This is a genomic window from Ruegeria sp. BI11, assembly GCF_056538005.1.
The window spans coordinates 1-23,825 of sequence record NZ_JBQFSM010000003.1 but is presented as its reverse complement, the minus strand read 5'-3'; the positions used below and the strand labels follow the sequence as shown (position 1 = coordinate 23,825).

27 protein-coding genes are annotated in these 23,825 nt (G+C 59.2%); 14 read left to right on the top strand and 13 right to left on the bottom strand.

Going from position 1 to position 23,825, the window contains the following annotated elements; all coding sequences use genetic code 11:
* Positions 1 to 13: 13 nt before the first annotated feature.
* From ACR0DT_RS08505 to ACR0DT_RS08495, 3 genes are read left to right on the top strand one after another with little or no spacing between them, the layout of a single operon-like run.
* Positions 14 to 1,042, top strand: a complete 1,029-nt coding sequence (locus tag ACR0DT_RS08505; RefSeq protein WP_480710315.1) for an ABC transporter permease — start codon at positions 14 to 16, stop codon at positions 1,040 to 1,042.
* Positions 1,039 to 2,193, top strand: coding sequence for an ABC transporter permease (locus ACR0DT_RS08500; RefSeq protein WP_480710314.1), 1,155 nt, complete (start codon positions 1,039 to 1,041; stop codon positions 2,191 to 2,193). Before ACR0DT_RS08505 ends, ACR0DT_RS08500 begins: the two co-directional genes overlap by 4 nt.
* Positions 2,190 to 3,545 (top strand): CoA transferase, encoded by a 1,356-nt coding sequence (locus ACR0DT_RS08495; protein WP_480710313.1) that lies wholly within the window; start codon positions 2,190 to 2,192, stop codon positions 3,543 to 3,545. The genes ACR0DT_RS08500 and ACR0DT_RS08495 overlap by 4 nt, the downstream gene beginning before the upstream one ends.
* Positions 3,546 to 3,597: 52 nt before the next feature.
* Here ACR0DT_RS08495 and ACR0DT_RS08490 read toward each other — a convergent pair whose 3' ends face one another.
* On the bottom strand, positions 3,598 to 5,970 hold the full coding sequence (locus ACR0DT_RS08490) for a mechanosensitive ion channel family protein (protein WP_480710312.1): 2,373 nt from the start codon (positions 5,968 to 5,970) through the stop codon (positions 3,598 to 3,600).
* Positions 5,971 to 6,341: 371 nt separating this feature from the next.
* Between ACR0DT_RS08490 and ACR0DT_RS08485 the strand changes: the two genes are divergently transcribed.
* The 7 genes from ACR0DT_RS08485 to ACR0DT_RS08455 are packed head-to-tail and all read left to right on the top strand — an operon-like array spanning position 6,342 to position 12,833.
* Positions 6,342 to 7,556: a glycosyltransferase family protein gene (locus ACR0DT_RS08485; RefSeq protein WP_480710311.1), complete on the top strand. Its 1,215-nt coding sequence runs from the start codon at positions 6,342 to 6,344 to the stop codon at positions 7,554 to 7,556.
* Positions 7,553 to 8,800 carry a glycosyltransferase family 4 protein gene (locus ACR0DT_RS08480; RefSeq protein WP_480710310.1) on the top strand — a complete coding sequence of 416 codons (1,248 nt, stop codon included), beginning with the start codon at positions 7,553 to 7,555 and terminating at the stop codon, positions 8,798 to 8,800. Before ACR0DT_RS08485 ends, ACR0DT_RS08480 begins: the two co-directional genes overlap by 4 nt.
* Positions 8,800 to 9,876 (top strand): glycosyltransferase family 4 protein, encoded by a 1,077-nt coding sequence (locus ACR0DT_RS08475; RefSeq protein WP_480710309.1) that lies wholly within the window; start codon positions 8,800 to 8,802, stop codon positions 9,874 to 9,876. The genes ACR0DT_RS08480 and ACR0DT_RS08475 overlap by 1 nt, the downstream gene beginning before the upstream one ends.
* A complete protein-coding gene (locus ACR0DT_RS08470) occupies positions 9,873 to 10,457 on the top strand; it encodes a histidine phosphatase family protein (RefSeq protein WP_480710308.1) in 585 nt (194 codons plus the stop codon). Before ACR0DT_RS08475 ends, ACR0DT_RS08470 begins: the two co-directional genes overlap by 4 nt.
* The gene (locus ACR0DT_RS08465) at positions 10,454 to 11,593 is read left to right on the top strand and encodes a glycosyltransferase family protein (RefSeq protein ID WP_480710307.1); all 1,140 of its coding nucleotides are present in this window, start codon (positions 10,454 to 10,456) and stop codon (positions 11,591 to 11,593) included. Before ACR0DT_RS08470 ends, ACR0DT_RS08465 begins: the two co-directional genes overlap by 4 nt.
* The gene (locus tag ACR0DT_RS08460; protein ID WP_480710306.1) at positions 11,590 to 12,360 is read left to right on the top strand and encodes a polysaccharide deacetylase family protein; all 771 of its coding nucleotides are present in this window, start codon (positions 11,590 to 11,592) and stop codon (positions 12,358 to 12,360) included. The genes ACR0DT_RS08465 and ACR0DT_RS08460 overlap by 4 nt, the downstream gene beginning before the upstream one ends.
* Positions 12,357 to 12,833 (top strand): class I SAM-dependent methyltransferase, encoded by a 477-nt coding sequence (locus ACR0DT_RS08455; protein WP_480710305.1) that lies wholly within the window; start codon positions 12,357 to 12,359, stop codon positions 12,831 to 12,833. Before ACR0DT_RS08460 ends, ACR0DT_RS08455 begins: the two co-directional genes overlap by 4 nt.
* On the opposite strand, the gene ACR0DT_RS08450 is transcribed toward ACR0DT_RS08455, so the two are convergent.
* Complete coding sequence (locus tag ACR0DT_RS08450) at positions 12,834 to 13,973, bottom strand: alpha-D-ribose 1-methylphosphonate 5-triphosphate diphosphatase (protein WP_480710304.1); 1,140 nt, start codon at positions 13,971 to 13,973, stop codon at positions 12,834 to 12,836.
* A gap of 52 nt (positions 13,974 to 14,025) precedes the next feature.
* Between ACR0DT_RS08450 and ACR0DT_RS08445 the strand changes: the two genes are divergently transcribed.
* Positions 14,026 to 14,709, top strand: a complete 684-nt coding sequence (locus ACR0DT_RS08445; RefSeq protein ID WP_480710303.1) for a DUF1045 domain-containing protein — start codon at positions 14,026 to 14,028, stop codon at positions 14,707 to 14,709.
* On the opposite strand, the gene ACR0DT_RS08440 is transcribed toward ACR0DT_RS08445, so the two are convergent.
* Genes ACR0DT_RS08440 through phnG form a run of 9 tightly spaced genes read right to left on the bottom strand, consistent with a single transcriptional unit; the run spans position 14,691 to position 20,367 of the window.
* Positions 14,691 to 15,239 (bottom strand): AAA family ATPase, encoded by a 549-nt coding sequence (locus ACR0DT_RS08440; RefSeq protein ID WP_480710302.1) that lies wholly within the window; start codon positions 15,237 to 15,239, stop codon positions 14,691 to 14,693. The two genes, ACR0DT_RS08445 and ACR0DT_RS08440, sit on opposite strands and share 19 nt — an antisense overlap.
* Entirely contained in the window at positions 15,236 to 15,919 is a 684-nt protein-coding gene (phnL, locus tag ACR0DT_RS08435) for a phosphonate C-P lyase system protein PhnL (protein ID WP_480710301.1), read from the bottom strand. The genes ACR0DT_RS08440 and phnL overlap by 4 nt, the downstream gene beginning before the upstream one ends.
* A gap of 11 nt (positions 15,920 to 15,930) precedes the next feature.
* Positions 15,931 to 16,701 (bottom strand): phosphonate C-P lyase system protein PhnK, encoded by a 771-nt coding sequence (phnK, locus tag ACR0DT_RS08430; protein ID WP_480710300.1) that lies wholly within the window; start codon positions 16,699 to 16,701, stop codon positions 15,931 to 15,933.
* 5 nt (positions 16,702 to 16,706) lie between these two features.
* On the bottom strand, positions 16,707 to 17,111 hold the full coding sequence (locus ACR0DT_RS08425) for a VOC family protein (RefSeq protein WP_480710299.1): 405 nt from the start codon (positions 17,109 to 17,111) through the stop codon (positions 16,707 to 16,709).
* Positions 17,108 to 17,968, bottom strand: a complete 861-nt coding sequence (locus tag ACR0DT_RS08420) for an alpha-D-ribose 1-methylphosphonate 5-phosphate C-P-lyase PhnJ (RefSeq protein WP_480710298.1) — start codon at positions 17,966 to 17,968, stop codon at positions 17,108 to 17,110. Before ACR0DT_RS08420 ends, ACR0DT_RS08425 begins: the two co-directional genes overlap by 4 nt.
* On the bottom strand, positions 17,961 to 18,242 hold the full coding sequence (locus tag ACR0DT_RS08415; protein ID WP_480710297.1) for a hypothetical protein: 282 nt from the start codon (positions 18,240 to 18,242) through the stop codon (positions 17,961 to 17,963). Before ACR0DT_RS08415 ends, ACR0DT_RS08420 begins: the two co-directional genes overlap by 8 nt.
* Positions 18,239 to 19,330, bottom strand: coding sequence for a carbon-phosphorus lyase complex subunit (locus ACR0DT_RS08410; RefSeq protein WP_480710296.1), 1,092 nt, complete (start codon positions 19,328 to 19,330; stop codon positions 18,239 to 18,241). The genes ACR0DT_RS08415 and ACR0DT_RS08410 overlap by 4 nt, the downstream gene beginning before the upstream one ends.
* Positions 19,331 to 19,333: 3 nt before the next feature.
* Positions 19,334 to 19,909, bottom strand: a complete 576-nt coding sequence (gene phnH, locus ACR0DT_RS08405; RefSeq protein WP_480710295.1) for a phosphonate C-P lyase system protein PhnH — start codon at positions 19,907 to 19,909, stop codon at positions 19,334 to 19,336.
* Positions 19,909 to 20,367, bottom strand: a complete 459-nt coding sequence (gene phnG, locus ACR0DT_RS08400) for a phosphonate C-P lyase system protein PhnG (protein WP_480710294.1) — start codon at positions 20,365 to 20,367, stop codon at positions 19,909 to 19,911. Before phnG ends, phnH begins: the two co-directional genes overlap by 1 nt.
* A 102-nt stretch (positions 20,368 to 20,469) precedes the next feature.
* Here phnG and phnF point away from each other — a divergent pair, with 102 nt between their 5' ends.
* The gene (gene phnF, locus ACR0DT_RS08395; protein WP_480710293.1) at positions 20,470 to 21,180 is read left to right on the top strand and encodes a phosphonate metabolism transcriptional regulator PhnF; all 711 of its coding nucleotides are present in this window, start codon (positions 20,470 to 20,472) and stop codon (positions 21,178 to 21,180) included.
* 244 nt (positions 21,181 to 21,424) lie between these two features.
* Positions 21,425 to 22,111 carry a ribulose-phosphate 3-epimerase gene (gene rpe / locus ACR0DT_RS08390; RefSeq protein WP_480710292.1) on the top strand — a complete coding sequence of 229 codons (687 nt, stop codon included), beginning with the start codon at positions 21,425 to 21,427 and terminating at the stop codon, positions 22,109 to 22,111.
* Here the strand turns inward: rpe and ACR0DT_RS08385 are convergent.
* The gene (locus tag ACR0DT_RS08385; protein WP_480710291.1) at positions 22,108 to 22,773 is read right to left on the bottom strand and encodes a Crp/Fnr family transcriptional regulator; all 666 of its coding nucleotides are present in this window, start codon (positions 22,771 to 22,773) and stop codon (positions 22,108 to 22,110) included. The genes rpe and ACR0DT_RS08385 overlap by 4 nt on opposite strands.
* 520 nt (positions 22,774 to 23,293) lie before the next feature.
* On the opposite strand from ACR0DT_RS08385, the gene ACR0DT_RS08380 reads away from it, so the two are divergent.
* Positions 23,294 to 23,635 carry a RidA family protein gene (locus ACR0DT_RS08380; RefSeq protein WP_480710290.1) on the top strand — a complete coding sequence of 114 codons (342 nt, stop codon included), beginning with the start codon at positions 23,294 to 23,296 and terminating at the stop codon, positions 23,633 to 23,635.
* 99 nt (positions 23,636 to 23,734) lie between these two features.
* Here the strand turns inward: ACR0DT_RS08380 and ACR0DT_RS08375 are convergent.
* Positions 23,735 to 23,825, bottom strand: a 91-nt coding sequence (locus tag ACR0DT_RS08375) for an EF-Tu C-terminal domain-related protein (protein ID WP_211330766.1), incomplete at its 5' end; no start/stop codon positions are given.

Here is a 23,825-nt window from a genome sequence, read left to right as displayed (position 1 = left end):
CAGGAGCAGCTAAATGGTCATGCTGCGCTATGCGGTGTATCGCTTTTTCACGATGCTGCTGACTCTGTTGGTGGTGTCGGTGCTGATCTTTGTGATCATCAACCTGCCGCCCGGTGACTACCTCAGCAACCAGATCGCCGAACTGCAGGCCTCGGGGCAATCTGCCGGTGTGGCCAAAGCGGAATTTCTGCGCACGGAATATGCGCTGGACCGGCCGGTCTGGGAACAATACCTGATCTGGATGGGCTTCTGGCCCGGCCCCCACGGGTTCGAAGGTCTTTTGCAGGGTAACTACGGTTGGTCCTTCGAATTCGACCGCCCCGTGGCCGACATCGTAGGCGACACCCTGTGGTTGACCGTTGTGGTCAACCTGGCCGCCATCCTATTCGTCTACGCCGTAGCGCTGCCTTTGGGCGTCATTGCGGCCGCACGGTCGCGGACGTGGATCGACTACACCTCTGCCTTTGTAGGATATCTGGGTCTGGCCACGCCAAACTTTCTGCTGGCGCTGATCCTGTTCTATTACGGCCACCGCTATTTCAACCTGCCCATCGGCGGATTGATGGATCCGTCCTTTGAAGGACAACCGATGAGCTGGGACAAATTAAAATCCATTCTTGTCCACCTGATCGTCCCGACCTTTGTGATCGGCACGTCGGGGGCCTCGGCCATGATGCAGCGCCTGCGCGCCAACATGCTGGACGAACTGGGCAAACCCTATGTGGAAACCGCAATCGCCAAGGGCATGGCCCCGTCGCGGATGCTAACCAAATATCCACTGCGCGTGGCATTCAACCCATTCGTGGCGGATATCGGCAACCTGCTGCCCTCGATGGTGTCCGGCTCGGTTCTGGTCTCGGTCGTTCTTGGTCTGCAGACCATCGGCCCGACCCTTCTGACAGCGCTGAAAACGCAGGATCAGTTCCTGTCTGCCTTCATTCTGATGTTCGTCGCCCTGCTGACCCTGATCGGCACCATGATATCTGACATTCTGCTGGTCATGCTTGACCCACGCATCCGGTACGAGGGGCGTGAAGCATGACCCAACATCCCGACGGTCGCTATGTCGACGACACTCCCTATGATCCCGACGCCGCCCTGCAACAGCTTGAGCGCGCCGATCTGGACGCGCCGAACTGGGTGTTAGTCTGGCGCAAGTTCAAAACCCACAAGCTGGGCCTGATCTCGGGCATTTTCCTGCTGCTGTGCTATCTTATGCTGCCCTTCGCCGGGTTCATCGCGCCCTATGGCCCGAATGAAAGGAACGGAGAGCATCTTTATGCCCCACCCCAAAGCATCAACTGGTTCTATGAGGGTGAATTCATAGGCCCCCACGTCTTTCCCATCGTCGCTGAGGCTGATCTGGAAACCTTTCAGTGGAAATTTGTGCCCGATCTCGAAGACCCTCGCCCGATCAAGTTTTTCTGCGAGGGGTCCGAATACAAACTGGCTGGCCTGATCAGAAGCGACACCCACCTGTTCTGCGCGCCCGAAGGCGCAACGCTGTTCCTGTGGGGCTCTGACCGTTTGGGGCGCGACGTGTTCAGTCGCATTCTTTACGGCGCCCAGTTGTCGCTGACCGTGGGTCTGATCGGTATCTCGGTGTCATTCTTCCTTGGAATTATCTTCGGATCGATGGCAGGCTATTTCGGCGGCAAGATCGACTGGGTGATCAATCGCGTCATCGAAATCCTGCGCTCATTGCCGGAACTGCCGCTGTGGCTAGCGCTGTCTGCTGCGGTGCCTTCGAACTGGAGCCCGGTAGCGGTGTTTTTCATTATCTCAATCATCCTCGGCATCTTAGATTGGCCCGGTCTGGCCCGATCGGTGCGCGCCAAATTCCTTTCGCTGCGCGAAGAGGAATACGTGCGCGCCGCCGAGATGATGGGCGCAAGCTCCGGCCGGGTGATCCGCAAGCACCTGCTGCCGAACTTCATGTCTCATCTGATCGCATCAGCCACACTTTCGATCCCGGCAATGATCCTTGGAGAAACAGCGCTCAGTTTCCTTGGTCTTGGACTGCGCGCACCAGCGGTCAGTTGGGGCGTGATGCTGAATGACGCACAGAACCTGGCCTCAATCGAAATCTATCCGTGGACGGCAATTCCAATGCTGCCGATCATCGTTATTGTGCTGGCCTTCAACTTCCTGGGCGACGGGCTGCGCGACAGTCTAGACCCGTATCAGCAATGAGCCTGATTTCCGCCCTCCCCGCTGTTGACAGCTACAAGTCGACTGGACAGGGGGCGCTGCGCAGTGCATTCGCCGTATCCGAACTGGCAACCGCCAGCTTTGCTGCCGTGGGTCAGGAACTGGCTCGTCTTGTCACCGCACTGAACCTTGCACCCGCCGCACCCGAGGTATCGGTCGATCACCGTCTGGCTTCGCTGTGGTACGGATCTTCGTTCAAGCCTGACGGGTGGGAGATGCCCAATCTCTGGGACCCAATTGCCGGTGATTACCAGGCATCGGATGGCTGGATCAGGCTGCACACCAACCTGCCCCGTCACCGAGCGGCGGCACTGAAAATACTGGGCGTTAAGGCGGAACGAGGCGCGGTTGAGCAAGCCCTGAAAGACTGGTCTATCGCCGACCTCGAAAACTCAATCGTGGCCCAAGGCGGCGCGGCCGCAGCCATGCGCGGCCGGACGGATTGGCTGGAACACCCGCAAGGGCGGGCGGTGTCGCGCGATCCGCTTATCGGCTGGCACAGCCCGCGCCCCATCACGCTGCGCGACCGCCCCGAAGCAACAGCCCAACGCCCGCTGGCAGGCTTGCAGGTTCTGGACCTGACGCGCGTTCTGGCCGGACCGGTCTCGACCCGAACGCTCGCGGGGTTCGGAGCCGAAGTGTTACGTATCGACCCGCTTGGATGGGACGAGCCAGGCGTCATTCCCGGCATTTCACTGGGCAAGCGCTGCGCCTACCTGGACCTGAAATCACCATCAGGATTGAAAAAGTTGGAAGACCTGTTAGCGCAAGCGGATGTCTTCATTCATGGCTACCGCCCGGGTGCGCTGGATGCGCTTGGGCTGACCAAAGTTAAACGCGACGAACTGGCCCCCAACCGGGTTGAGGTTACTCTGAATGCGTATGGCTGGCAGGGACCGTGGTCCAATAGACGCGGTTTTGACAGTCTTGTGCAGATGAGCGCAGGCATCGCAGATGCAGGTCGTACTTGGGCACAGGCTGAAAAACCTACCCCTCTGCCGGTTCAGGCGCTAGATCACGCGACAGGCTATCTGATGGCTGCTGCAGTTCTATCCGTACTGGCCGAGGCCGCATCCGCGAACTCCATCATGCTTGCACAGCTGTCCCTGGCCCGCACCGCGGAACTGCTCGCCGCATTGGCAAAATCCGAGCAGGACGAAGAGATCACAACACCAGCGGCAACAGATTACGCACAAGAGATTGAATCATCCGGCTGGGGGCCTGGCCATCGCCTGTTACCTGCACTGTCCGTAGGTCTCGCGCACATGTCATGGCCTCTGCCAGCCGCGAAATTGGGTACATCACAAGCCATCTGGCCTTCGCAGACCAAGTGAATCAACCGCCGCGCGGCACGCGCGGCCCGGCCCAAAGGGGCGGGAGCCGCCCCTAGCGGTCGTCTCCTCCGGGTCCGATATCGTCCAGATAATCCTCGTCAATCGCCGCCTGCACCGCACCGGTCACGGCTTCGCGCTGCTTTGGCGTCAGATCCTCGGGTTCTTTACCTTCAGCCAGCCGCACGGTGACCTCGCGATGGGCAAACTTGATCCCCTCCCGCGCGAACAGCTCGCGGATTTCCTGATAGACCTTCTTGCGCACCAGCCATTGATCGCCGGGCTTGGTCATGAACTTGACCCGGATGATCATCGCGGAATCCTGCATCTCGATCACACCCTGCGATTTCAATGGCTGGATAAAGTTATCGCCGATCACCGGGTCACTCAGCAATTGCTGACCCAGTTTCTTGATCAGCTTGCGCACCTTCTCAACATCGGTGTCATAGGTCACGCGCAACGGTAGCTTCATGATCACCCAATCACGGGAATAGTTGGTCAGCACCTTGATCTCACCAAACGGGATCGTGTTCAGCGCGCCCAGATGGTGACGCAGCTGGAATGACCGCACCGAGATTTTTTCGACCGTCCCCTTCACGTCCCCGATGTCGATATACTCCCCTTTTCGAAAGGCATCATCCATCAGGAAGAACGCTCCCGAAAAGATATCGCGCACCAGAGTTTGCGAGCCGAACCCAACAGCCAGACCCACCACCCCGGCACCGGCGAACAGCGGGCTGACATTGATCCCCAACTCCATCAACACGATCAGAACGATGGTGACAACAACAACGGCCAGTATCGCACCGCGGAACAGGGGCAGCAGAGTTGCCAGACGGCTCTGCCCGCCTTCACCACCCTCGTCGCCCAGCTCGGCCTCTTCACCGCCATCGTCGGTTTCCTCGGCGATTTTTGAGTCAATCCAGATACGGAAGAAGTGGAATAGGATGTAACCGATGAACAGGATGACCATTACGTCCAACGCCCGCTCGACTGGCAGGTCTTCGCTCCAGCTGGCTTCGGGGTTCCAGATCACCACCAATGCGTAAAGGCCGACCACAAAGGCCAGTATCCCCGCCACGCGACGCGCCAGATCCTCATATGTCAGGATCGAATGCTGACGTATTTCCGCCTCGGGTGTCTCGGCAGCTTCTTCAGCCTCTTCTGCGGCCACAGCGTTTATGTCTTCCATCTGGCGGTTACGGTCAAAGTAGCGCTCCAGCAGGTAATTCATCGCCCCATAGGCCACGACCACCGACATGAAAATCGCATAGCTGCTGGCCACGATCGGCAGCGAATTCTCATTTTCAAGTACCAAGTCGACAGCCAGCTTGAACCAGCTGAATACGATATAGACGACCAGAACAGGAGCCCACGCAAATGAGATGAACCGCGAAATCCATGACACCTGATCCGGAGCCCGCCCGCCGCGAATGGCGTTGGAAATGGCGCGCGCGTTGAACAGGATCATCAGCACATTGCCCAACGCGCCGAACATGGTCAGACCGCCATAGACCAAGGCATAGACGTTATAGTTCAACCCAAAATCCGCTACCCAGGTGGCGAACAGCACAACCGAGATGTCATAGGTCGCCAGCGCCGAAGCCCAGAAATACAATCGTTTTGCATCCCGGTCCGAGAATGGCGGCAAGCGGTATTGGCTTAGATAGGGTGACAGCACCATTCGCCACAGGTCGGATATCGTGCGCGACAGGAAAAACGCCGTGAAGATCGCCGTCACCGTGAATTGGATCGAGATATCCTCAGCCTCGCCAAAGAAAAGATACCCCACGATCAACGCCATCAGCATCGCAAAGATCGTGCCGCCGATTCCCATGAAAAAACGGAACACCAGAAATGGCATCTTTTCCCGATAGCCCCGCGGATTTTCCTTTGACCGCGCAACCACCAGATTTTTGGCCAGGCGCTTGCCGTAAATCTCGGTAGACAGCCAGCGTCCCAGCAGAAGGAACAGGATATTCCAGACCAGAACTTCGACATAGGTCTGAATCCGGCCATCGGGACTGGTTTGCCGCAGCACGTATTGCACTTCGAAAATCGAATAAGGCAATGCCTCTAACCGCGATTGCATGGACGCACGGAAATCCGAAAATTTCTCTTGCGCCTTCATCAGTTGCGACCCTTCGCCCATCGCCCCTTGCGCGTCATCGGCCGTTGCCGCGTCACCTTGCTGGCCGCCCGAGGATACGACCTGCCCCGTGCTGTCGATGACAATCACGCTGGCACCGGCTTCGGTCGCGGCCTTGATCGCAGCGGCCAGATCGCCATCTGCGCCCGTGTCGCCCGCTGCTTCGGGCTCCGAGGTATATCCGGGGATCAACGGAACCTGCGCTGCCGCTCCGGTGACGAAGGCCGCTGCAAGCGCCCAGAGGATCAGAACCATTCCGGCAGTTTGTCTGAGTGTCATCGAATTTTCTGTCCAAATCGTATGTTGCATTGCAGATTACAGAAGCGCCTGAGCGTATTCAAATTTTCAGCTATTCAGGCCCCAAGTTCGTGTCATTTCGTGTTCCCGCTGCAATGCAGGCGACAAGAGTGTTTGCAACCCTGGAAAAACTGAATATGACCGACCGTGTAATATGAGTGGAACGGCAAGATCAACGTCAGCTACCGCATGGGAATTCACCTTGAAACCGCTGGTATATCGGATGTTGCCATTTCGCCATGTTTGACGAATTTGCACGATCTCGGCATCCCCTTTGGCAAGCGGCGTCAAAGAATATACGGTATCCGAGGAAAACGCGCGAATTTGCACTCAAAAACACGGCAGGCGAAGGCATGAGCCTAGGAATACAAAACAACACCACCGGCCGTGCGCCGCGCATTCTGTTCTACAGCCACGATACATTTGGGTTGGGGCATCTTCGCCGGTCGCGTGCTCTGGCCGCTGCTATCACGCAGGCCAACCCGCAAGCCTCGGCCCTGATCCTGACCGGATCGCCAGTGGCAGGCCGTTTTACCTTTCCCCGCCGGGTTGACCACGTGCGTCTACCAGGCGTGACCAAACGCGCCGATGGCTCTTATGCAGCACGCACAATCGGCATGGAAATCGAAGAGGTGACCGAACTACGCTCGGGTCTGATCCAGACTGCCGTCGAGCAATTCGATCCTGATATGCTGATCGTCGACAAGGAGCCGACCGGCTTTCGGGGCGAGCTGCTGCCAACACTGGAAAAACTGCTGCATTCGCAACGCGCCAAGTTGGTTCTGGGCTTGCGCGACGTGCTGGACGAACCCGAAGTTCTGGCCGCCGAGTGGGAGCGTAAAGAGGCCCTTGCAGCGACCGAGCGGTTCTATCACGAAATCTGGGTTTACGGTATGCGCTCGATCTACGACCCGACCAAGGGGCTGCCACTCAGCCACGCGGCGCAATCGCGCATTCACTGGACCGGCTATCTGCGCCGTGATCTGGGCCCGGTGGGAGAACCACCGGAACAGCCCTATATCCTGATCACGCCGGGCGGCGGTGGCGACGGCAAGGCAATGGTGAATCAGGTCTTGTCCGCCTATGAAAAAGACGCAAGCCTGTCGCCGCGCGCGGTACTGGTTTATGGCCCCTTCCTGTCCGGCGAATTGCGTGAGGAGTTTGAGGCCCGTGTTGCCGCGTTGAATGGCCGAGTTACCGCCGTGGGCTTCGAATCCCAGATCGAAACGCTGTTTGCAGGGGCCGCCGGAGTGGTTTGCATGGGCGGTTACAACACGTTCTGCGAAGTCCTGTCCTTTGATAAACGCGCCGTCATCGTGCCGCGTACGACGCCAAGGCTGGAGCAATGGATTCGCGCCTCGCGCGCCGAAGGATTGGGCCTTGTCCGGATGCTGGATGAAAACCGTGACGGACTGACGGCGGATGCGATGATTGAGGCGATCCGCAACCTGCCGCATCAACCCCTGCCTTCTCAGGCCATTCAGGATGGGCTGCTGGACGGATTGGATTATGTCACCGACCGTGTTGACGCTTTGCTGAGCCAGGAACAGGAACGGGCCATCGGATGACCACAGCCCAGCCGAAACTGGCGGTGTTGGTCAAAGGGTGGCCGCGCCTGTCCGAGACGTTCATCGCCCAGGAACTCGTCGCCCTGCAAGAGGCCGGACATAGCTTTGACATCTGGTCTCTTCGCCATCCAACCGATGTGAAACGGCACCCGCTGCACGACCGGTTCAGGGGTCAGGTGCACTATTTGCCTGAATACCTGTACGAAGAGCCGCAGCGTGTCTGGGCCGCGCGCCGCATTGCGCAATCCCTGCCCGGCTATACCGAGGCTTACCGGGTCTGGCGCGCCGACCTGCGGCGTGATCCAACCCACAACCGCATACGGCGTTTTGGTCAGGCCTGCGTTTTAGCAGCTGAACTACCCTACACAACACGGGTGATGTATGCGCATTTCATGCACACCCCATCTTCGGTCGCGCGCTACGCCGCCATCATGCGCGGCCTGCCGTGGAGCTTTTCAGCCCACGCCAAAGACATCTGGACTTCGCCTGAATGGGAAAAGGCGGAAAAACTGCAGGCCGACACACACGGAGCGGCTTTTGGTGCGACATGTACGGCCATCGGGGCCGACCATCTACGCAGTCTGGCTGATGACCCCGCGCGGGTTGACCTGATCTATCACGGACTGGATCTGAACCGTTTCCCCGCCCCGCCAAGCCGGACACCGCGCGCGCCGGGCGAGCCGTTTCACATGCTCTCAGTTGGCCGTCTGGTCGAGAAAAAGGGCTTTGACCGTCTGATCGATGCTTTCGCCATGCTGCCCGAAACGCTGGACTGGCACTGGACGCATATCGGCGGCGGGACACTCAGCGACGCCCTGCAACACCAAGCCAAGGCCGCGGGTCTGTCGCATCGGATTACGTGGAAAGGTGCCTGCGATCAGCCCGAGGTCATCACCGCAATGCGCGAAACAGACCTTTTTGTACTGCCCAGCCGGATAGCCGAAGACGGAGACCGCGACGGGTTGCCCAATGTTCTGATGGAGGCTGCGTCTCAGCTGTTGCCGATCCTGTCGACGCCGGTATCGGCCATCCCGGAATTTATCGAAACCGGCACCCACGGCGTGTTGTCCGAAGATGATCCGGCTGCACTGGCCAGCGCTATCATCCGTCTGGCCGTCGAGCCGCAGCAGACTGCTTTGATGGCCAGCGCCGCCTATGACCGCCTGATCGCCGATTTCCGCATGGACCCCGGCATTGCCCGCTTGTCCAAGCGGCTGCGCGCGTTGGGCTCGTGGATAGATTGATGGCGCGAGTGGCCTTTTATTCGCCGATGAAAGCGCCGGACAGCCCGGTGCCATCGGGGGATCGCGAAATGGCTCGTAACCTTATGCAGGCAATTGCCGCGCAGGGGGATACGGTCGAACTGGCCTCACGGTTGCGCATATATGACAAGACCGGGGACGCGCAGGTGCAGGCTACGGTGCGCGCCAAGGCTGACGCAGAGGTGCAACGTCTGATCGCTAATCTGCCCTTGGATACCGCGCTTTGGGTGACCTATCACAACTATTACAAGGCCCCCGACCTGCTCGGCCCGCGTGTCTGCAAGGCGCGCAACATTCCCTATGTCCAGCTGGAAAGCACCCGGGCGACCAGGCGCCTGACCGGTCCCTGGGCTGGGTTTGCCCAAGCGGCGCATAATGCCTGCGATGCGGCGCATGTGATCTTTTACCACACCGCCAATGACCTGATCACTCTGGAGCGGGAACGGTATGAGGATCAAAGCCTTGTGGAACTGCCCCCCTTCCTGCCCCTGCCGGATTTGCCGCCCGCCTCTGGCTGCGACGGTCCGATGCTAACCGTCGGCATGATGCGGCACGGCGATAAGCTGGCCTCTTATACACTTCTTGCGCAGGCACTGACCTTTCTGGACGGGGACTGGACGCTGGATATTGCAGGCGACGGTCCGGCGCGCCCTGATGTCGAGTCGCTGATGGCCCCGTTTGGATCAAAGGTTCGGTTTGTGGGTCAATGTGACCGCGATGCTTTGCAAAAACTCTACGGCGCGGCCTCGGTTCTGGTGTGGCCGGGAGTGCACGAGGCCTACGGCATGATCTATTTGGAGGCGCAGGCCAGCGGTGTGCCTGTTGTCGCGCAGGACCGACCTGGCGTGCGGGATGTACTAAGCCCATCGGACTATCCGTCGGTCGAAGCAGGCCCTAAAGGCCTGGCCGCACGCCTGCGCGCCTTGCTAGATGACCCCGCGTTGCGCCGGACACTTGGAACCAAAGCCCGCGCGCGGATGATTGAACGTCACCTGATGCCTGCGGCCACCGAACGGTTCTGGCAGGCAGCGCGACCCTTGATAGAGGCCCGGCCATGACAAAACTGGCGTTACTTCGGCACGGTCACACGCACTGGAACCGCGCAGGCAGGATTCAGGGGCGCAGCGACATTCCGCTGGACGACGATACGAAGTCGGAACTGGCCACCACCCGCCTGCCCGTGCCGTGGAACGATGCTGATCTTTGGTCCAGCCCTCTGCTGCGGGCCAGCGAAACAGCCCGTCTGATCGCGGGGCGTCACCCGCAGACGTCGGATGCGCTGACCGAGATGAACTGGGGTGACTGGGAGGGGCTGCGCGGGGTCGACCTGATTGCAGACCCGGACAGCGGATACCGCCATATCGAGGACTGGAGCTGGGATTTTCGTCCACCCCGCGGGGAGAGCCCTGCCGAGATCTGGACCCGCCTGCGCCCATGGCTGGACGCTTTATCCGGCGACACAGTCGCCGTCTGCCATATCGGAATCATGCGGGTCATTCTGGCGCGGGCGTGGGGATGGGATTTCGAGGGCCCTGCTCCCTTTAAAATCAAGCGCAATCGTCTCTACATCGTTGACATGCCATCGCTCAGCCCCCTGTCCGAACCCATTCGCCTGATCAGACCAGAGGACTCACAATGAAGGTGATGATCGTTGTCACCCACTTGCTGGGCACCGGACATCTTAGCCGAGCACTGACTTTGGGCCGGGCTTTCGTGCGGGCCGGGCATGAGACCTTTGTTGCCTCGGGCGGAATGCCCGCACCGCAGCTGGATAGCACGGGTATGACCCTGTTGGGGTTGCCGCCATTGCGTTCGGATGGCACGGATTTCACCCGGCTTTTGACCCAAAACGGTGATGTCGCGGATACCGCCTATCTGACGCCGCGCGAGACCGCACTGGTCGAGGCTGTTCGGAGTTTCGCACCGGATGTGCTGATCACCGAATTGTTCCCCTTTGGCCGCAGGTCACTGGCGGCCGAGTTCAATGCCGCTTTAGAGGCCGCCTGGAATATGCCGCGCCGTCCGGTCATTCTTGGCTCGATCCGAGATATTCTGGCTCCGCCGTCGAAGCCGTCAAAGGCAGAGCGCACGGAAGAGATCGTGTGCCAGTATTACGACGGTATTCTTGTCCATTCAGATCAAAACGTAGTCCCGCTGGAGGTAAGCTGGCCGATGACCGACCGCTTGCGGCAGCGCTTGTTCTATACCGGTTTCGTCGCGCCCGAGGCCCCTGTGCCGCATCCGGATGCAGCCGGTAAAGACGAAATACTGGTCAGTGCTGGTGGCGGATCGGTGGGCCAGCCGATTTTTCGGGCGGCCATCGAGGCCGCCCGAAAGATGCCCAACAGCCGCTGGCGCCTGTTGGTGGGCGGACAAGACGCAAGAGCGCGCATTGATCAACTGACACAATTCGTGGGCGATGCCCAAGTGACACTTGAACCAGTCCGCCCGGATTTTCGGCAAATGCTGCCGCATGCAGCGGCCTCGGTCAGTATGTGCGGCTATAACACCGCGTTGGACATTTTGCAGTCGGGAACGCCTGCGGTGTTTATCCCGTTTGATGATGGCAAAGAGGTTGAACAGGGCTTGCGTGGTCAGAGCCTGTCGGACTTGTCGGCTATCGAGGTGTTGCCAAGCAAATCCTTGAATGGAGCTACTTTGGCGAAGGCCGTCGCGTCTGTGATGTCGGACGGTCCTCGTCCGGTATCGACGCAGGGCTTTGACGGGGCCTCAAGATCGGTCGAGATTGCCGTGAACCTGCGGGGGCAGGCATGACGATGGACTGGCGCCCTCTGGAAGCTGAATTAGACATCTGGCGCGTGCAGGGTTTGTCGCTGCCGCTATGGTGGCGGGATGATGACGCTGTTTCAAGGACACCGCAGCTTGAGAGGCTGTCGGAGTTGTCGCGGTCGCTCGATCTGCCCATTCATCTGGCGATCATCCCTCGCGATGCCGAGGCCGGACTGGTTGATTACGTCTCACAGCAGCCAACACTAATCCCGGTGGTGCATGGTTGGGCGCATCACAATCATGCGCCGTCTGCCCAGAAGAAATCTGAATTCCGCCTGCATCGCCCGTTTGAGGATATAACTGCCGATGCGCAGTCTGGGCTAGAGCAGCTGCGCACTTTGTTCGGAGACGGGCTGTGCCCAATGTTTGTACCCCCGTGGAACCGCATCTCGCCCGAAGTAGTTCAGAAATTGCCTGATCTGGGATATCGCATTGTCTCGACGGCGACACCGCGTAAGACGCGAGAACCTGCGCCGGGGCTAGAACAAATCAACACCCATCTGGACCCGATCGACTGGCGCGGAACGCGCGGGTTGGTCGCGGCGGACAGGTTGATCGCTCAAACGGCAGACCTGTTGCGTGACCGGCGTGAGGGGCGTGCCGACAATACCGAACCTTTCGGCATTTTGACCCACCATCTGGTCCATGATCAGGACATCTGGACCTTTACCCATGCGCTGCTGAGCCGACTTCTGAACGGCCCCGGTTTTGCCTGGGCAGCACCAACAGAACCAACCGGAGAACCCCAATGAGCCGACTGGATTCCATGCTACGCCGCCTGACGGCACAACGCGACGGTCTGAACTGGACCGTGGCGCAGATCAGCGACATGGACGGCGATGTTCTGGACATGGGGCTGGGCAATGGTCGCACCTATGATCATTTGCGGGAAATCCTGCCGGAGCGGCGGATCTGGGTTATGGATCGGGTTCTGCAATGCCACCCGTCCAGCACCCCTCCGACCGAGGATTTTTTGCAGGGCGAAGCGGAACCCATGCTGGCAAAGCTTGGCATCGACGGACCGAAGATCGCGCTGGCGCATTATGATTTCGGACGCGGAATCAAGGAAGAAGATGTTGCCGAAGCAGCGCGCCTTAGTCCGTTGATTGCGCAGGTGATGCTGCCCGGCGGGTTGCTGATTTCGGGGCAACCTCTGGTTGGATTCCAGCAGATCAAGGGCCCAGAAACCATCGCCCCGGACCGGTATCTGTTCTATCGCGCCTGATCAGGCCACGCGCCGCCCGCGCGACCACACCCCATTCAGAGCTGGGGCTCCCTGATGGAGACGAAATCGGATGATGTCTGCGCGGGCACCGCTGCGCAGTTCTCCGCGGTCATCCAAACCTACAACCTGCGCCGGATTCCGTGTCACTGTCCGCAGACCACGGGCCAGGTCACCCCACACCTCTCCCAAACGCACAGCCGACAGCAGCAGCGCGGCTGGAACATAGTCCGAGGACAGAATGTCGAGATGGCCCAGATCAGCTAGCTCCTGTGCGGCGACATTGCCGGAATGCGACCCGCCCCGGATCAGGTTGGGCGCTCCCATCATCACCTTGAGGCCGTGATCGCGGCAGGCACGGGCGGCCTCGACAGTTGTGGGAAACTCGGCCAACCGGATGCCGTGACCGGCTGAGACACGCACTTGTTCAGCTGTGGTGTCATCATGGCTGGCCAGCATGGCCCCGAACCGTTTGGCGGCCTTGACGGTCTCGACCTCGTGCTTATCTCCGTTCCGCTTTCGCATCGCCTTGAGGTCCGCGACATGGCGCTGAAAGCCTTCGCCTTCCAGCCCCAGCTTTCCTTTCAGATAAGTCTCAAGCTTGGACATATCTTGAAACTGACGTTGGCCTGGTGTGTGATCCATCAGCGATACTAACCCAACACGATCTTCGGGGCCGAATTCATTCAGTTCCTCAACCAGTGTTTCCGAACACACCTCGGCCCGTAGATGCAGAAAATGGCTGATCTTCAAGACGTCCTGTTCCCGCAGCTGCCACAATTCACGTGACAGTTCGCGAGCGTAACGCCGATACCGCTGGCCGCTGGGGATCGAGCCGACGCGCATAGCATCGAACACGGTGGTAATCCCGGTGCTGGCCAACTCGGCATCATGGGCCAGGATGGCCGCCGCATGCGGCCAGTCGACCTTGGGGCGCGGCTGAATATGGCGCTCCAGATTGTCGGTGTGTAGCTCGACCAAACCGGGGCAGACATAGTCGCCTTCGCAATCGACCGCACCCGCGGGAACCGCGCGGCCTGTGGCGACCTCGGCAATCGTTTCACCCACGATGCGGACGCTGCCGGTGATCACCTCATCGGCAAGAACAAGCGTGGCATTGGCAAGGATCAATTCTTCTGTCATCTGAACTCTACACGGTCTGAACGATTGGCAAGGCCGCGCACAGGAGGCCAAGGTGACATTCACGCGTTATGCGATCTATTTTGCTCCCCCGGCCCAAGCTGAATGGGCGAATTTCGCCACCAGCTGGCTGGGCTGGGATATGAAGGCCGGACAGCCCCTTGCCCACCCGGTGATCGACGGCGTGAACGTTGCAGCCGTGACCGAGGTGCCGCGCAAATACGGGCTGCATGCGACGATGAAGCCACCCTTTCGCCTGCAAGACGGGCAGTCGGTTGAAGCGTTGAGCGAGGCTTGCGCGCGGCTTGCGTCCACGCGGACCCGGGTTATTCTGGATGGGCTTCAGATCGCCCGTTTGGGCCGCTTTCTGGCCTTGCGCCCGCTGGGGGATGAGGCTGCGTTGAACGCGTTGGCCGCGGCCTGTGTGCGTGATCTGGACGGCTTTCGCGCGCCCGCAACGCAGGCCGAGTTGCAGCGCCGCCGCGCCCATGTCCTGAACGCCCAACAGGAGGCCAATCTCGAGCAGTGGGGCTATCCCCACGTGATGGATTCCTTCCGCTTTCACATCACCCTCAGTAGCAGGTTGGACAAAACCACGCTGGCCACGGTTGAGACTGAGCTGCAATCGCGTCTCGTTCCCCTGCTGCCCGCGCCCTTCCAAATCAACGATCTGGCTTTGGTGGGCGAAGCCGAAGATGGGCGGTTTCATCTGATCCAACGCTACGCCCTTTCCGCTTGAAGCTGGGCCAGGATGGCGTCGACCGTCACCTCAAGCCGTTCGGAATTATCGATTTCGATGACCCGTGCTAGCCCCTCGGGTAAAGGCGTTTTGGCACGCGCTAAGCGCCGCGTCTGTTCAATTTTGCTTTCGCGTCCACGTGCAGAAAGGCGTTGTGCCAACACGTCGGGGTCAGCGGTTAGAGAGATTACGATCAGATCGCCAAACACTTCTTGCGCCTGCAACAGGACAGACCGAGACAGGTTCACCAGCACAGCATCCGCCTGTTGCCTCTGGCCCTCAATAGCGCGAGTTACCCCATAGAACAGCCCATGCGCGGACCAGTGCACAGCAAAAGCGTCCTGCGCGACTAACTGCTGAAACTCGTCAATAGACACCCGGTCGAAATCCTCACCTTCCTCACCCTCAGGTCGCGTGATCACCCGACGTGCCCGTTGGATAACGGTCGCCCGGACTGCAAGCGCCTGCATCACGCTATCCTTTCCCACGCCCGACGGGCCGACGACCGCTATGACCGGGGCAAGGTTCATGCGGCCATTCCGGGTGCGAAATCTGACACGTTAACCTCGCGATCACACACCCGCGCGCGCGCGTCGTTATCATGGAAAATGCCTACAACCGCCGCACCGCGCGCCTTGGCCTCGATTATCAGTGCCAGTACCGTCTCGCGATTTTGGGCGTCCAATGAGGCCGTGGGTTCATCCAGCAACAACGCCGGATAGTCACGCACAAAGCCGCGCGCGATATTCACCCGCTGCTGCTCACCACCGGAAAACGTCGTGGGGCTTAGGGTCCACAAGCGGTCTGGAATGTTGAGTCGCGCCAGCAGGCTTGCCGCCTTGTCCAGCGCTGCCTGCCGATCACTCCCAATTGCCAGCAGTGGCTCCGCCACCACCTCAAGCGTCGGCACTCGCGGCACAACCCGCAGGAACTGGCTGACATACCCCAACGTCTCGCGCCGCAGGGCCAGAATCTCGCGCGGTTCGGCCTGTGCCACGTCCAGGCCACCGACCAGAACCTGACCGCAGGCCGCCAGATAATTACCATAGATCACTCGCATCAAGGTCGACTTGCCCGACCCTGACGCCCCGGTCAGAGCAACGCATTCGCCGGGGCACACCTTCAGCGATGCGCCCTCCACCACCGGGATCACCGCGCCGCTCTGATTGTGCAGGGTAAAGCTTTTACTGACATCTCTGAGTTCTATCATCGTCTTCGCCTTTAAACCTGCAGAACGCTTGAGACTAACAGCTGGGTATAAGCGTGCTGTGGATCATCCAGTACCTGATCGGTCAGCCCGGCTTCGACCACATGGCCGCCCTTCATCACCATCAAGCGGTCCGCCAGCAGGCGAACCACAGCCAGATCATGGGTGACGATAATGGCGCTCAGCCCCATTTCGCGCACCAACCCCCGCAGCAGGTCCAGCAGGCGCGCCTGAACCGAGACATCCAGCCCACCGGTTGGTTCATCCATGAACACCAGCCGAGGGCCCGTCACCAGATTGCGCGCGATCTGCAGGCGCTGCTGCATCCCGCCCGAAAACGCGGTGGGGCGGTCATCTACGCGGTCTGTGTCGATCTCGACCCGTCCCAGCCAGCTCATTGCCTTGCCACGGATCGACCCATAATGACGCTCACCTACGGCCATAAGCCGCTCGCTTATATTCCCCCCCGCGCTGACAGACATGCGCAAGCCGTCGCGGGCGTGCTGATGGACGAAGGCCCAATCCGTCCGCCCCAGCATTCGGCGCTCAGATTCCGACATGGTCATTGTGTCCTTCGGACCATCGGCGCGCGTGTCAAAGATCACCTGCCCGGTATCCGGCTCCAGATAGCCGGCCAGACAGTTCAAAAGGGTTGTTTTGCCCGAGCCGCTTTCACCGACGATCCCCATCACCTCGCCGGGATAGAGATCGAAACTGACACCAGTACAGCCGATCCGCGGGCCATATGTCTTGGTGATGTCTTGAACGCTCAGCAGGGGTGTCATGCCTGTTACCTCGGGTCGTAGGCAAATTCGATCCGGTTGCCGCCGGGTTCCCGGATCATGAAGTGGATTTTCGGACCCGCGCCCGATAGCTCTGGCGCGAATTCGACCTTAACCCCCGGCCAGTCCTTGATGGCATCGAATACGGTGTTCAGCGCGGCCTCGTCCGGCACTTTGAATGCCACGTGATGCAGACCCACATTTGCGTGCCGATCGAACCCGCGCTGGTTGTCACCCTTCTGCTGCCACAGGGTCAGCACGGCGGCACCGTTGCTGATGAAGGCCGAGGGGTATTCCGGCTTGCCACCAACCACGTCCCAGCCCAGCCCGTCGACAAAGAACCCTTTGGTCGCGTCCAAATCAGCGACCGTCAGGCCAAGGTGATCAATTCCCAATACCTTCTGACGCATCATACCGCGTCCTCCTTACTTAAACGTCCCTCATGCCCCTGCGCGCGGCGTGCCCGGCAGTAATCCGTGTCTGAACAAACAAACATCCGATTGCCCGCGTCATCCATGATCACCTCGTCCAGATAGCTGTCATCCGCCCCGCAGAGATCGCAGGGATGGTCGGCCTTGGTAGGTTCGAACGGGTAATCTTCGAAATCCAGACTCACCACATTGGTATGCGGCGGCACCGCATAGATGCGTTGTTCCCGCCCCGCCCCGAACAACTGGATCGCGTCCATTTCAAGTTTCGGATTGTCGAATTTAGGGATCGGCGACGGATCCATCACATAGCGCCCTGAAACTTTGACCGGATAGGCGTAAGCGGTCGAGATCGCCCCGTGCTGGCTGATATCCTCATACAATTTCACATGCATCAGACCGTACTCTTCAAGACTGTGCATCTTGCGGGTCTCAGTCTCACGCGGCTCCAGAAAACGCAGTGGCTCCGGGATCGGTACCTGATACACAAGGATCTGATCCTTGGTCAGATTTGCCTCGGGGATGCGGTGGCGGGTCTGGATGACGGTCGCCTTCGCGGTTTTCTCGGTCGTCGCTACCCCAGCTGTGTTTTCAAAGAACTTTCGGATTGAAACCGCGTTGGTGGTGTCATCGGCCCCCTGGTCGATCACTTTGAACGTATCATCGGGTGTCAGCATCGCGGCCGAGACCTGCACGCCGCCCGTTCCCCAGCCGTAGGGCATGGGCATCTCGCGGCTGGCAAAGGGCACCTGATATCCGGGCACGGCCAAAGCTTTCAGGATCGCCCGGCGGATCATCCGCTTGGTCTGTTCGTCCAAATATGCAAAGTTGTACTCAGACATTGATTTCTCCGCATTCTTGAAGGGATAGGCAGTGGAGCAAACGATTTTCTGGGCAATTTTTGCAGTTGTCGGAAGCCTGATCGCCCGCGACATGATCCGGAAGGCGAAGCGCAGAAAGTCTCTGCGACAAGACGAATACGGCCTTTGGGTTTGGATTGAAATTGACGGTAATGAACGAAAATCCATACTGCACCCCGACCGCCCAGGAGGAGAATGGTACTCGCAAGACGGAGGCGATGGGGATGGCGGCGGTGACGGAGGCGACTGAACTCATTCCGCAGCCTCCTGCGGTGTGGTCCGCCCGTCAGCCTCACGCTGCAGCTTGCGGACCAATTCCAGTTCAGCCTGAAAGTCCACGTAGTGCGGCAGCTTGATATGTTCGAGGAACCCGGTCGCCTGAATGTTGTCCGCGTGACTCAGCACAAACTCTTCGTCTTGTGCGGGGGCGCCCAGATTGTCTTCTCCCAATTCCTGCCAGCGCAACGCGCGGTCAACCAAAGCCATGGCGATTGATTTGCGTTCCGACTGGCCAAAGACCAGACCATAGCCGCGCGTGAATTGAGGTGGTTCGGTCTTGGAGCCCTTGAACTGGTTCACCGTTTCGCATTCAGTCAGCTCGACCTCGCCGATTTCGATTGAAAATCCCAGTTCGGGGATCTCCATCTCGACCGCGACTTTTCCGATCCTCAACTCGCCGACAAAGGCGTGGTTACGGGCATAGCCGCGCTGGGTTGAATAGGCCATTCCCAGCACGAACCCTTCGTCCCCGCGGGTCAACGATTGCAGGCGCAGAGGGCGCCCGGCCGGAAACTCCATCGGTTCGCGGGTCAAATCATCCGGAGCGTCGTCGCTTGCGGGTTCGTCCTGAATGATACCCTCGTCCTTCAGGAAATCGGTGATGTGGGGGATCGGCTCTGCGCGCGGCTGACCCTCGGGCGCCGGGGAAACCTCACCCTCGGCGGCCAGTTTGAAATCCAGCAGACGGTGGGTGTAATCGAAGGTCGGACCCAGCACCTGCCCGCCCGGCGCGTCCTTGAATGTGGCTGAGATTCGTCGGTCACAAGCCATCTGGTCCGTTTCGACCGGTTTCGAATAACCAAACCGGGGCAAGGTGGTGCGGTAGGCGCGGATCAGAAATGTCGCCTCGATCAAATCGCCGCGCGCCTGTTTGATTGCCAGCGCAGCAAGATCAGGATCGAACAAAGATCCTTCGGCCATCACCCGGTTCACTGCAAGGCTGAGCTGCTCGCGGATTTGCGGGATGCTGAGTTCGGTGACATCGGTCGCCCCGCGCCGTTCCTCGGCCAGCCAGGCATGAGCGTTTTCGATGGCCTTCTCACCACCTTTGGTAGCTACGTACATCGGCTAAACCTCTACCCTGATTTGCGTGCTGCGAGGCAGCGCCGCGACTCTGTCACCGCAGGTGAAGAAGAAATCACATCCCAGAGGATACAGTGCCGCATTGGCCTGAAGCGCCGGAATATCCGGCAACGACAGATGCGCCGTTTTACTGATCCCCGGACCGGTCAACTCGGGCCCCGCCTGTCGCAGGTCATCGCATTCTACGATCAGAGTTGCCGACCGGTCAGGGTATTCAGCCGTTCCAATGCGGAATTGCTCCAAGGGTACCAGCGCCTGCCACGTTCCCACAGCGAAATCGGCCTGTTCCGCAGCAACAAGCGGCGCGCCAGTGTGGAAGGTCAACCATTGCCGCACCGCATCAGTATCGGTCGTTCCCGCCAGAAAGACTTTGGTGTCCGGATCGCACAACGTCAGCAGCAATGTCCCCGCCGCCACAGACAAGGGCGTCGGTGGCTGACTGCCCGAGATGCAGCAGATATCACCCGGACGCGCCATAACGGTCATTGCTGCGCGGAAAGCACGGGCTGCGTTGATCGGTGCGTTCTGGAACCCGCCTGAGAATTGGTTTTGCACGGCCATCAATCCTCTCCCCGCGCCATCGTGAAGAATTCAACCCTGGTGGCCGCAGCTTTGGCGGCACGGGCGGTTTTGAGCGTCTGCATTTGCTGGCTAAGCGGAGCGATCACCCGCGCGCGGATTTCACTGGCGGTTTCGGTTTGCATCAACGCGTCAATCAGCGCCGCTGCTTCAGCCTTGCGCTTGGACCGTCCCTGCACGTAGCCATGACCAACTGTTCCATCCTGCAATACCAGCGAACAGCGCGTGACCGTCATTTCACCCAAGTTGAATGGCGCGCCGGTACCGCCGATCCGCCCACGCACCATCACACCGCCTACTTCGGGATTGCGAAGCCATTGGAAGCTCGGCTTCAAGCCCATCTCACCCCAAAACGCCATAAGCGTCTTTTCCGGCGCGCGGGCCAGCAATCCCATCCATTCCTGACGCGCGACAGCCGCTATATTTTTCTGATCTGCCATCAAACCCTCTTGGCCGGGTTGTCTATTTGAACTATACAACTAGACAAATATTACACCCCCGAAAGGTGGGGCGCAATCCGCGACCGGTGAAAGTTTGACGACATGAGTAAAACGCCAGTCTGGAAAAGCATTGCGCTGAGCCTGACCTCGGACATTGCCGAGGGGCGATACAATACGGGTGACCGTCTGCCGACCGAGGCACAGTTGGCGGCGCAACACGGGGTCAATCGGCATACGGTACGGCGCGCGCTATCGGACATGTCCGAGCAAGGTCTGGTCCGCCCCCGGCGCGGGTCAGGCGTTTTTGTGGCCGCGCGTCCGACCGACTATCCGATTGGCAAGCGAGTGAGATACCACAAGAGCATTTCGGCCAGCGGCAAGATGCCGGGCAAGACGATCCTCTCCCTGACCACCCGCATTGCAGATGAGACAGAAGCCGAAGCTCTGCAGCTTGCCCCCGGAGACAAGGTTCATGTGTATGATGGTTTATCTCTGGCCGATGGGCAGCCCGTCGGCCTGTTCCAGAGCGTTTTCCCGGCAGATCACCTACCAAACATCCTGACGGCCCTGCGAGACACACAATCCGTGACCAAGGCCCTGCAACACTGTGGCGTTGCAGACTACACCCGCGTGTCCACCCGCCTGACGGCACGGGCTGCCACGGCGACGCAGGCTTTGCATCTGCAATTGCCCCAAGGCGCCCCAGTGCTCTACTCTGTGGGAATAAATGCCGACCTGAACGGTGTGCCGGTGGAATACGGACGCACTGTTTTTGCAGGAGAGCGCGTTACTCTGACCCTGAACGACGATTGAACACCGGAGGCTCCCGCCCGTCTTCGACCCCCTAGGGGAGGCTTCATCCCGTTGGGCCCGGCGCAGCCGATGCACCTGCGGATGCGGGAGTATTGCCGCCTTTTGATGTGACAGTCTCCGTATTGATCGAACGTTCCCGCAACCCAGTGAGTGTTTTGTAACTTCGGGCAAACCATAAGGGCTACCCATCGCGGCGTGGCACAGGTATATGCGACCGCGACTCTTCAGCTGACACGAGGCCACCATGAGCTTTGACCGTACCATCAAGATCGCCCCGTCGATCCTGTCCGCAGATTTCGCCAATTTCGGACAAGAGATTCAGGCCATCGAAGCCCAGGGCGCAGATTGGGTCCATGTCGATGTGATGGATGGTCATTTCGTACCGAACCTGACCTTCGGCCCGCCCGCCGTGAAAGCATTCCGCCCGCATGTCAATACAGTGATGGACGTGCACCTGATGATCACGCCAGTTGATCCCTATATTCAGGCCTATGCCGATGCAGGCGCTGATATCCTGACCGCCCATCTCGAGGCCGGTCCGCACACTCACCGCACCCTGCAGGCGATCCGCGCTACAGGAATGAAAGCGGGCGTCGCCCTGAACCCCGGCACTCCTGCCGACGCGGTCGAGCATCTGCTGGACCTGACTGATCTGGTCTGCGTCATGACCGTGAACCCCGGTTTCGGCGGTCAAAAATTCATCGACATGACCAGCAAGGTTCGCAAACTGCGCGATATGATCGGTGACCGCCCTGTGCATATCGAGATCGACGGCGGCGTTGATCCGAAAACCGCCCCGCTGGTTGCAGCCGCAGGCGCTGACGTTCTGGTCGCCGGTTCAGCCGTCTTTAAAGGCGGATCAGTTGAGAACCCTGGTGTCTATGGCGACAATATACGCGCCGTTCGGGCCGCCGCAGAATCCGCGCTTTAGGCCATCTGCAATCTGGCGGTTTGCAGAAACCGCGAGATTTCGAGCCCAAGGCTGGCTTCGATTGAAATCGCCAGATCAGGTTGTTTCTGAAGTTCTGCAGTCAGATCTGGCATTTTCCATTCAATCACGCGTGAGGGCGTTCTCGCCGTCACGGTCACGGGCGCCGCGAAACCCCGATCTTTGCTCAGAAAGGCTGTTCCGCCAAGGAAGCGGCCTTCGCCCAGCGTATCGACGTGATTTCCGTTCATCTCAACGTCGATCTCGCCATCCACGATTAACGAAAGACTGTGCACCGGGCTTCCCTGCGTTAACAGACTGGATCCGGCCGGAACCGATTTGGCAACGCCCATTCTCAGCAGGTTATACGCATCCCGTTCTGAGAAATTGCGCAGAGCGGTTTCATAGAGGTGCCGTTCCGCATCGGTAAATGGCACTGGACGCCGTTCCAACAGCAAACGCACAATCCAAAAGATGTTGATACCGGTGAAGAACAAGTTCCAACCAATCGGAGCCCAAAGTGGTGCGGGTTGCAGATAGTAATAAGGGAGCAAGATCGTCGCCCCGATTACCGACAGAACACGCAGCCAGAAGATGTCGCGGACCGAATAGGAAATCAGGTAAAAGACATTCGCCGCATTCACCAAGATGTCCAAACCCACCATGCCCTTACCTCGTCAGCTATGCGCGCTGACAGATGCCAGCCACGCTTTAAGGATACATGTTGAGTGTAGCAGTCGCGGTGATCCGAGCCACAGTGTTGTATTCGGCCTATTGCTTATCTATCCGAAAGCTCTCGGGTTCTTCAGAAAGAAAGGTAATCGGACTTACCTTTTTTTGCGAGCGCAACTTAGGCGCCTTACCCCCGGACACAACATCGTCACCGCTTAAAATGGCTGTCTGCATGTCGTCCAGATCGATGCTGTGCAAGATGCGCGTGCTGTAATGTACAAACGGAAGGCCAAACATGGTTCACTCCAAGCTTTGATTGTCTGGCGCCTACACCAGAGTGTTCGGCACCCCTTATTTCGATTGAAAATATGGGGGGATTTCTTTGCGTTGAGGTGGAGGGAAAATTAATCCGTCCTGACGACCGCAGCGCTTACCGTGAAAATAGCAATTGCCAAGCTGGTCATCTTGTGACCATGAACACCCGCATCAAACATCCAAAAACGAGAATGCCCAATGATTGAACGCATCGATACCGGCGAACGGTCCTCAAAAATCGTAAAACACAACGGTGTAGCTTACCTGACCGGACAAGTCGCCGAGGGTGATACGATTCAGGAACAAGTCCAAATTTGCCTTGAGAAAATTGATGCCCTGCTTGTACAAGCCGGATCATCCCGCGAAAACATGCTGCGCGTAACGATCTGGCTGGCCGATATGAAGGACTTTGCCGGGTTGAACAAGGTCTGGAATGCCTGGGTTCCAAAAGGCCATGCACCGGCCCGCGCCTGCGGAGAAGCCAAACTGGCGCGACCCGAACTTAAGGTGGAATTCATCGTAGACGCGGCCTACGAGTAGATCCTCGGCAAACGCAGTTTGCAGGTTTAGTTTTGAATTAAAACAAAAAAAGGGCGCCCCTAGGGGCGCCCTTTCCGATAGATCATTCGCTTAAGCGATTTACTCGATGATTTTCGAGACAACGCCGGCGCCGACGGTGCGGCCGCCTTCGCGGATGGCGAAACGCAGGCCGTCTTCCATCGCGATAGGT